The following is an 8540-nucleotide window of genomic DNA, read 5'->3' as shown; positions in this document are numbered from 1 at the left end:
CACGGCCCGTACCGTTCCGGCACGTCGCGCCACGGCGCACCGGTCCTGGTCCGCCACCGTATGCCGTCTATCAACTGCCGCCGGGTCCACACCGGTGGACGGCCCGGCTTCTTGCCCAGCGGCAGCAACGGCTCGAGCCGGGCCCACTGGACGTTCGTCAGATCACCACGCCCCACGACAAGTGATCATTCACGACCAAGATCGACTTTCGCAACACGCCCTAGTTGTGCTTCGTTAGGTCTTGGCGTTGGCGCTGATCAAGAGCATGTTGGATGTGTGGATGCGCATGAAGTGAACCGATTACGGGCCGCGTTGACGAAGGCCCCGCCCCACACCACGGCCGGGCCGCACACATCTCTCGATGTCGACGGATACGCAGACTCCACCGCATCCCGCCACGCATCCTCGACCAGCCGCTCAGCCTCCGGGCTGTCCAGGTACTCGGTTGTCGACAAGGCGAGCGTTTGCCGGACTGGCTCGACGCCGTCCGGCAGGACGACTTGCCGAGCCTCCACACGCTCGCCGCCGGCATCGACCGAGACCGTGACGCCGTCATCGCCAGCCTCACCCTGCCTTGGAACTCGTGCGTCGTCGAAGGCCATGTCAATCGGATCAAGATGAGCAAGCACCAGATGCTCGGCCGTGCTGGCTTTGCCCTCCTACGGAAGCGCCTCTTGCTTTCCTCGTGACAGCCACTGTCGGTGGCCGCTGCGATGATCACCGCACATCAGCGTGAGGAGAGCACCATGGGGACTTGGGATATCGGCCCTTTCGAGAACGACATGGTCGCGGACTTCGCCTACACCCGGTCGTCGCGTCCTTCCGTGGCAGTGGCCTGGCCGACAGCGCGAACGAGAGCGTTCAGCACCTCAAGCGGTATCTCGAATACGCTGAGAACGGCCACGCCGTCCTCTCGCAGGACGTGACACAGGCGGACGCCGAGCCGGACAGTCCTTTCGAGGAGTCGGTCCTGGAGGTGCTGCGCGGCTGGGGCTACCGGGTGCAGCCACAAGTCGGCGTCGCCGGATACCGCATCGACATCGGCGTGCGCCATCCGCAGTTCCCCGGAACCTACGCGCTCGGCATCGAGTGCGACGGTGCGATGTATCACTCGTCCAGGACGGCTCGGGATCGCGACCGACTGCGGGAAGAGGTGCTTGCCGGTTTGGGTTGGCGGCTGCACCGCATTGGGGCACCGACTGGTATCGGGGCAGGGCCGCAGCCGAGCTGAATCTGCGCGAGGCAGTCGAGCTGGCGGTCGAACGAGGACTGATGTCGGGGGCCGCCTCGACGGTTCCAAGGACGGGCCCGACGCTGGCTGCTGAGCATGACAACGTGGGGGACACCTCGAGCACCGGGGAGGCTGCCCCGCTCGCTGGCATTTCGACTGTGCCCGATAGTTCAGAATCGGGGAACTATGCGTATCCGACAGACGCCGCAGCCCATGAGCGCGTCCCGGTCGACTCCAAGCCCGACCGACCATGGAGCTCCCTGTACGAGGCATGCGAGATGACGGTGCCCTCACCGTACGAACTGCACATGCCGGAGGCCCGCCCTGCGCTCCGCACGCTTCTGAACTTCTTGGCCGTACTGGTCACCGCCGCCAGCGTCTCCGACAACGTCGGCGGTATCCACCTGCTCTCGACGCACATGGCGCGACTTCGCCGAGCCCCACGGCCTGGACGCCGCCCGCTTCCTCGCCGCGTCGCACGGCCGCCGCACCGAGGAGACGGTCGCGCGCTTCGCGCCGGCCGGGGTCGACACGATGGCCGAGGCGGGACGCCTTGGCGTCCGGGTGGAACAAGTCGGCGAGGAACTCCGCGTCTCCCATTGAGACGCGGGGCCGCCTCTTCCACCGTGCTCAACCAAGTTCATCGTTGAGCGGACCTTGTGCGCCACGAGGCGCTCTGTACCAGTCGCTGGCCCAGCGGATGGGGACGCCCCTCCAGAAACGGGGTGAGCGGATGCATGCCGGAGGTGGTGAACGTGTGGACGTCGAACTCGGAGGCAACGAGCTGCTCATCAGCGGCGGGGTGACCGAGGAGCGCCGCGGCAAGGTGCTGAGGCGCCGCAGTGCCATGTCCGGCCCAGCCTGACGGGCCCATACCGCCATTGGGGCTAATTCGCCTGGATAGGCGGCACTTCTGGAATCCGGCCGAGCATCGGACTGGAAACATATCTCCAAGCCCGATGCCCCCTTCTTCTACAGCCGCGAACAGGGCTGTTGGACCGGTCGGCGTCTTTGAGGCTGCGGACAGATCTCAGCGGACAAGGACATTGATGTGACGCGTACCGTCATGGCTGAACCGGCCCCTCGCTCGGACCGTATGAGTCGCAAGTGGTTCGACTATGCGGCCGCGCACCCGTCGACATCAGTGGCCATCGGCGTCGTGGCCCTCTGCACCGGCGACCTGCCGACCCGCGAGGAGGTCGCTCTCCTGGTCTCTCTGGCCGTTGACGCCTACCCCGAGTTGGGCCGGCACCCCGTACCCAGGCCGGCCGGGAGCGCAGGCGCACCCGGAACGCCGTTCCGACTCGACCGGCAGATCTTCGAGGTCGAGGCGGCGAGCGGTTCCGGACAGGCGGGGCTGAGGGCGGTCCTCGAACAGCTCACGGCGGAGCCGCTGCCCGAGGCACTCTGGGGTGTTTGGCTCGTGCACGGCTACGCGACCGGTGAGTTCGCGGTCATCCTGCGCGGCCATCACGCGCTGTTCGACGGTCTGCTCCTGGCGGACATCATCGCATGCGCACTGGGCGCGAAACCTCGTCCTACCAGGGCCGTTGCCGGTCCACCGCCGCAGCGCGGCGCCTACGCCGCTGCGCTGCGGGAGGCTCGTGCCCTGTTCCGGGACCGGGGCCGGGCAGCGCAACCTGTGCCGCCCTCCGTCAAGCTCACGGGAAGGGCCCAGTACATGTGGGAGGGCGTGCCCGTGGAACGGATGCGCGAAGCCGCCTCCGCACACCGGGCGACGACCAACGACGTGTATCTGGCCGCCCTGGCAGGGGCATTGCGGGCCTGGGCGCCCGATCCCCAGTGGCTGGCCGCTGGCCGGCCGGTCCGGGTACAGGTGCCCATCGGGTATCCCCACGAGGCTGGTCGCCTCGGGGTCCGCGCGACTGCGGCCTGGGTGCGGCTGCCTTGCGAAGTCGACGATCCGGCCGAGCGGATCGCCCTGGTCAAGGTGCAGACGGACCGCCTGCGGGCCTCCCTGCGCAACCCGCACACCGGCGCGCTGACGCGGTTGGTCAGCAGATTCCTCGGCCGGTTCGATCTGGACCTGCAGTACCACCCCGGCTGGATGTCCATGCTGGTCAGCCACGTGCCCGGACCTGCCGCCACGCCGGCGATCGCAGGCCGGACGGTCACCGCCGGTGTCCCGCTGATGTTCCTGCCCGCGAGCCAGTACTTGGCCACGGCCATGTGCGACTTCGCCGGCGTGACACAGCTGTGCGTGGTCGCGGACCGAGCGGTGCCCGACGTCGGCGAGCTGGCACAGCAGTGGGTCCACCAGGTCGGCCTCCTCGGCGGCCACGAGTGACACACCAGGGGACCGGTGTCGCCCGGCCGACCGTCGACCGGGCGCATGCGGCGCCCCCTCGGCTTTCGCGGTCGGCCCAGCACCGGCCATGGACCACCATCCTGCTCTGGGTCCTGTTCTGCGGGCTCAGTGGGCTCCTCGCCGCGGACGTGTCGGACAGGCTTGTCGGCGGAGGCTTCACCGCGTCCGGTGCCGAGTCCGAGCTCGCGCAGGCGCGTACCCAGGAGCGGTTCGGCGTCGTCGACCCCGATGTCCTGCTGCTCTTCCGTGCTCAGGCCGGGGGGCCGACGGGACCCGCCCTGAGGCAACAGGTGAAGAGTGTCGTCACCGCCCCGGCCGTGGCCCGGCTTGCCGAGCCGCTACCGACTTCCCCGGACGGATCGCCGTCGCTGGACGCCAGTGCCACCACCGCCCTCGTCCCGCTCGTCCTGGACGGCGACACCGAGGAGGCCAAGCGCCGGAGCCTGGAGGAACTGCGCAGCACGGTTCGGCCGCCGTCGGCGGTCACACTCTCCTACGGTGGACCGATCGCCTTCCTCGACGAGGCCAGCTCCCGTTCCCAGGCCGACCTGGTGCGCGCCGAACTGCTCGCCGCGCCCCTGTTGTTCGTCCTGCTGCTGCTGATCTTCCGGGGCCTGGCCGCGGCCTTGCTGCCGCTCCTGACCGGGGCAGCGGCAGTCGTCACCGGCATGGCCGTACTGCGCGTGGCCACCGAGTTCACCGAAGTGTCGGCCTTCGCCGTCAATCTGGTCAGCATGCTCGGCCTCGGGCTGGCAGTCGATTACGCCCTGCTCATCCTGACGCGCTACCGCCGGGAGCGCCGGCGGGGTCTCACCGCCGAGCAGGCACGCGCCATCACCCTGCGCACGGCAGGGCGTACCGTGCTCGTCACCTCGGCCGTGGTCACGGCGGCCTTGGCCGTGCTGGCACTGTTCCCCCTGGCCTTCATGCGGTCGCTGGCGATCGGCGGGTGTGCTGTGGTCGCCGCGGACGTGGCCGCCGCCCTGACACTCCTGCCGGCATTGATGGCCGTCCTCGGCCCACGTGTCGACGCAGGACACGGACCGGTCAGGTGGTCCCGCCGGAGCGGGCGGACGAAACCTCCCTCAGGGGAGCGGTGGCACACGCTGGCGGCACTCGTCGCCCGCCGCCCGGCACTGTGGCTGATCGCCTGCACCGTCGTTCTGCTCGCCATGGCAGCCCCCGCGCTGCGCACCACGTTCGGAGGTATCAGTGAGGGGACGCTCCCGTCCTCCTCCGCCTCCCGACGCGTCGCCGAGGAGATCCGCGAAACCTTTCCCGCCCTGCAGCCAGCCAGGATCCAAGCCGTCGTGGACCTGGCCGCGCCGCCCGACTCCACCGCGGGCAAGGAGGCGCTGCGTACATGGCTCGGTCGGGTGGCCACCCTTCCGTCCACCCCCCGGGCCGAGGTCACAGCGGTGCGCGGCAACGCGCTGCTGGTCTCCGTCGGCGCCACCGGCGAGCCCGACGCGGACCGGCGAACTGTTCGCGCCCTGAGGGCCTTGGCGCCGCCGCAAGGCGGCAGTGTCCTCGTCGGCGGCAGCGCGGCCGTGGACGCGGACATGACCGACGCGCTCAGCGCCAGGCTGCCCCTCGTGGTGGGTCTCGTCATGGCCGTGACCTCGCTCCTGCTCCTGCTCGTGTTCCGGTCCGTATTGGTGCCGGTCAAAGCCATCGTGACCTCGGCGCTGTCGACCTTCGCCTGCCTGGGGGTGATGACCTGGGTGTTCCAGGACGGCCATCTGGCCTCCCTGCTCGGTTTCTCGGCGCTCGGCTACGTCGAGACCACCCAGCCCGTAGTGGTCCTGGTGGTGCTGTACGCGCTGTCGGTCGACTATGAGCTGTTCCTGCTCGCGCGCGTACGCGAGGAGTACCGGTCCACCGGGGACAACCGGCATGCCGTCATCGCAGGGCTGCGGGACACCGGTACGGTGATCACGGGCGCGGCCGCCCTGCTGCTCGTGGTCATCGGCGCACTCACCACCAGCAGTGTCATCGCCATCAAGGAAGTCGGCGTCGGCTTGTTCGCCGGTGTGCTGATCGACGCGACCCTTGTACGGCTGTTCCTCGTCCCGGCGGCCCTGCTGGTAGCGGGCCGCGCCAACTGGTGGCCGGGGCGCTCGCCGTGCGTCACCGGCCCGTCAGGCATGGCGAAGCTGCGCGCTCCCGCGGTGGATCCCCGGATGAGCACCGACGTACAGCCCCCGCAGCCCGTCCCCGATGGCGCCGGCACCCCCGGGTCGCCCGGCACCCATTCCTCCCGTCTCGAGGAGAAACGCTGACCGTCATGGAATTTCGCCAGTTGGGCCGCAGCGGCCTGAAAATCAGTGCGATCGCCTACGGAAACTGGGTCACACACGGATCCCAGATCGACGAGCAGGGTGCGCGCGCATGCGTCCACGCCGCGCTCGACGAAGGCATCACCACCTTCGACACCGCGGACGCCTACGCGGCCACGAAGGCGGAGGAGGTCCTGGGCCGCGCACTGAAGGGGCAACGACGCGAAGGCGTGGAGATCCTCACCAAGGTCTACTTCCCCACGGGCCCCGGCGCCAATGACCGTGGCCTGTCACGCAAGCACATCCTCGAGTCGATCAACGGCTCCCTCAAACGCCTGGGCTGCGACTACGTCGACCTCTACCAGGCACACCGGTTCGATCCGGCAACACCGCTGGAGGAAACCCTGCGGGCGTTCGACGACGTCGTCCGCCAGGGCAAGGCCCTCTACGTCGGGGTCTCCGAGTGGACCGCGGACCAGATCCGGGCGGCCGTGAAGACCGCGGCCGCGATGGGCCTGGACCGGATCGTGTCCAACCAGCCGCAGTACTCGCTGCTTCAACGGTCGATCGAAGAGGAGATCCTGCCCCTTTGCGCCGAGGTGGGAATCGGTCAGATCGCCTGGTCCCCGCTGGCCCAGGGCGTACTGACGGGCAAATACCTGCCCGGGTCGCCGCCGCCGCAGGGGTCTCGGGCCACGGATCCCGCCGGCCGTCCCCGGATCGCGCATCTCCTGCGGGACGAAGTCCTGGACACGGTGCAAAAGCTCGGTCCCGTGGCCCGCGAAGCCGGCCTGACCATGTCCCAACTCGCCCTCGCCTGGGTCCTGCAGAATCCCGGCGTCTCGTCCGCCATCATCGGTGCGTCCCGCCCCGACCAGATCCGGCAGAACGCCGCGGCCGCCGAGGTGACACTCGACGCCGACCTCATGAAAACGGTCGACGACCTTCTCGGTGATGTGGTGAACCGTGCCGTACCGGTCTGAGCGCCCCGGCGTGACACCGGCTCACGACCCGCCGTGTACCGGGCGCTCCCCGAAAGGGTCGGGCCTGCTCCGGTGCTTCCGTTCGAGTGGAGCCTCCCGGCTCGGCGTGCCATGGCCGGTCCCTTGTCGTTGAGGCGGGGTGTACACCGGTTCACTGGACACCGGTTCCACCCCCGAAACCCGTCCGGATTCCCGAGTCGAAGCGAGTGGTTGATGGTGAATACCTACGAACTGACGGTCCACCACCTGGTGAGCGACTTCGGCGTCGAGCCGACATCGATCAGCCCTAACGCCACACCGGCGGAACTCGACCTGGACTCACTGTCGTTGGCCGAACTCGCCGTGATCCTCCAGGAGCAGACCGGGATCCGACTGGAGGAGGTCGACGCCGGCACCAGCCTGGAGGAAATCGTCCGGCAGATCGACGCCGCCCGGGCCGACGCGGCCGCAGCAGCACGGTGACCTCACAGGCGGTGGCGGTCACCGGGGTGGGGTTGGTGACCCCGGCTGGAATCGGCGCCCGGGCCACCTGGGAGGGGATGCAAGGCGCAACTTCCTACGCGGCGCCCGACGACCTGCTGGCCGGCCTTCCCGTCGACTTCTCCTGCGCTGTCCCCGACTGGGAGCCCGACCGCGTCCTCGGCCGCATGCTCAGCCGACGCCTCGATTCCCCGGCCCAGATGGCGGTGCTGGCCGCACGCGAGGCCCTGGCGGACGCAGGTCTGTCGTCCTCCGGTTGGGATCCCTACCGGGTCGGCGTGATCATCGGTGCCGGGACAGCCAGCTTCCAGCACCTCCACGACGTGTACGGCAAGATTCTCACCGGTCGGCACGAACTCGTCTCGCCCATGGCACTGCCCCGCTCGCTGCCCAGCGCACCGGCGTGCGCGGTGGCACTGGACCTGGGCGCGCAGGGCATGAGCTTCGCCCCGTCCGCCGCTTGCGCATCGGGGGCTGTCGCTATCGGCCTGGCACTACAGTTGCTTCGCGCCGGCAGCCTGGACGTGGTCCTGGCCGGCGGGGCGGAGAGCGGGCGCTCTGCCATCAGCGCCGCCTGCTTCTCCCAGATGGGCGCGCTGTCCACCCGCCGCCGTGACCCCTCCGGAGCCTCCCGGCCGTTCGACGCCGACCGCGACGGGTTCGTCCTGGGAGAGGGGGCAGGAGTGCTCGTCCTGGAGAGCCTCAAGCACGCCAGGGCCCGCCAGGCGCACGTCTACTCCTACCTCGCCGGATACGGCTCCTCCACCGACGCCCATCATGTGACCGCCCCACACCCCGAGGGACGCGGTCTCAAGCAGGCCCTGCACGAGGCCCTCGGCGATGCGTCCTGGACGGCCGCAGACGTGGACCACCTCAACGCACACGGCACGGCAACCCATCTCAACGATCACATCGAAGCGCGCGTTCTGTCCGACGTCTTCCCCCAGGTTCCACCGGTGACGGCACCCAAGGGAGCACTCGGACACTCCATAGGGGCCAGTGGAGCAATCGAGGCGGCGCTTACCGTCCTGACCCTGCGTCATCAGACCATCCCGCCCACCGCCAACCTCGACCGGCCCGACCCGGCCCTCGCCAGCCTCGATATCGTCACCAAGAGTCCCCGCCCTGCGAGGCTGCACAAGGCCATCAGCACCTCGGTGGCATTCGGCGGGCACAACGCCGCCCTAGCGTTCCACAGCGCCACCACGGAAAGCGACATCGAGATGCGGATCTGAATG

At 69.2% G+C, this 8540-nt stretch carries 7 protein-coding genes and 1 pseudogene; 7 read left to right on the top strand and 1 reads right to left on the bottom strand.

The window, feature by feature from the left end:
• On the bottom strand, positions 1-176 hold a 176-nt coding region (locus tag ACWD1Z_RS33825; protein WP_451124134.1), incomplete at its 3' end, for a transposase.
• Positions 177-449: 273 nt separating this feature from the next.
• Between ACWD1Z_RS33825 and ACWD1Z_RS33820 the strand changes: the two are divergent.
• The 7 genes and pseudogenes from ACWD1Z_RS33820 to ACWD1Z_RS33790 all read left to right on the top strand — a co-directional run.
• Positions 450-689, top strand: a pseudogene (locus tag ACWD1Z_RS33820) (ISL3 family transposase); the annotation flags it as partial.
• Between the two features lie 65 nt (positions 690-754).
• Positions 755-1231, top strand: a complete 477-nt coding sequence (locus tag ACWD1Z_RS33815) for a hypothetical protein (RefSeq protein ID WP_451124130.1) — start codon at positions 755-757, stop codon at positions 1229-1231.
• Between the two features lie 1096 nt (positions 1232-2327).
• Positions 2328-3539, top strand: a complete 1212-nt coding sequence (locus tag ACWD1Z_RS33810; RefSeq protein ID WP_451124128.1) for a WS/DGAT domain-containing protein — start codon at positions 2328-2330, stop codon at positions 3537-3539.
• Between the two features lie 149 nt (positions 3540-3688).
• Positions 3689-5842 carry an MMPL family transporter gene (locus tag ACWD1Z_RS33805; protein WP_451124126.1) on the top strand — a complete coding sequence of 718 codons (2154 nt, stop codon included), beginning with the start codon at positions 3689-3691 and terminating at the stop codon, positions 5840-5842.
• Positions 5843-5847: 5 nt separating this feature from the next.
• Complete coding sequence (locus tag ACWD1Z_RS33800; RefSeq protein WP_451124124.1) at positions 5848-6822, top strand: aldo/keto reductase family protein; 975 nt, start codon at positions 5848-5850, stop codon at positions 6820-6822.
• 213 nt (positions 6823-7035) lie between these two features.
• Entirely contained in the window at positions 7036-7284 is a 249-nt protein-coding gene (locus ACWD1Z_RS33795) for a phosphopantetheine-binding protein (RefSeq protein WP_451124122.1), read from the top strand.
• Positions 7281-8537, top strand: a complete 1257-nt coding sequence (locus tag ACWD1Z_RS33790; protein WP_451124120.1) for a beta-ketoacyl-[acyl-carrier-protein] synthase family protein — start codon at positions 7281-7283, stop codon at positions 8535-8537. Before ACWD1Z_RS33795 ends, ACWD1Z_RS33790 begins: the two co-directional genes overlap by 4 nt.
• Positions 8538-8540: the final 3 nt, after the last annotated feature.

The sequence above is a fragment of the Streptomyces sp. NPDC002784 genome (assembly GCF_053592135.1).
The sequence above is the reverse complement of the archived record's forward strand: the minus strand, read 5'-3'. Positions and strand labels throughout refer to the sequence as shown.